The organism is Chryseobacterium sp. VD8 (assembly GCF_037149975.1).
GTDB classification, from domain to species: Bacteria; Bacteroidota; Bacteroidia; order Flavobacteriales; family Weeksellaceae; genus Chryseobacterium; species Chryseobacterium indicum.
The window spans coordinates 1-255 of the sequence record NZ_JBBCQL010000504.1 but is presented as its reverse complement, the minus strand read 5'-3'; the positions used below and the strand labels follow the sequence as shown (position 1 = coordinate 255).

Below are 255 nucleotides of genomic sequence, written 5' to 3'. Positions count from 1 at the left end.
GAAGATTAACCTTATTTCTCCGCCTACCCCTAATCAGCAGGGAAGTGCCAATGTACAGTATCCTATAGAAATTCCTGCAGGAATCGGAGGATTCCAGCCAAGCGTATCTCTGGTTTACAACAGTGATAATAAATTTGGATGGGCCGGAACGGGATGGGATATCCCCGTGGAAACCATTGATCTTGATACACGTTGGGGAGTTCCTACATTCAGCAGCACCAATGAATCTGAAATTTATACCATTGCCGGTGAGCA

At 45.5% G+C, this 255-nt stretch carries 1 protein-coding gene; it reads left to right on the top strand.

The genetic code is table 11. From position 1 onward, the window contains the following. Positions 1–255 (top strand): SpvB/TcaC N-terminal domain-containing protein (locus tag WFK35_RS23375; RefSeq protein ID WP_336735017.1); only part of this gene is annotated, 255 nt, incomplete at both ends.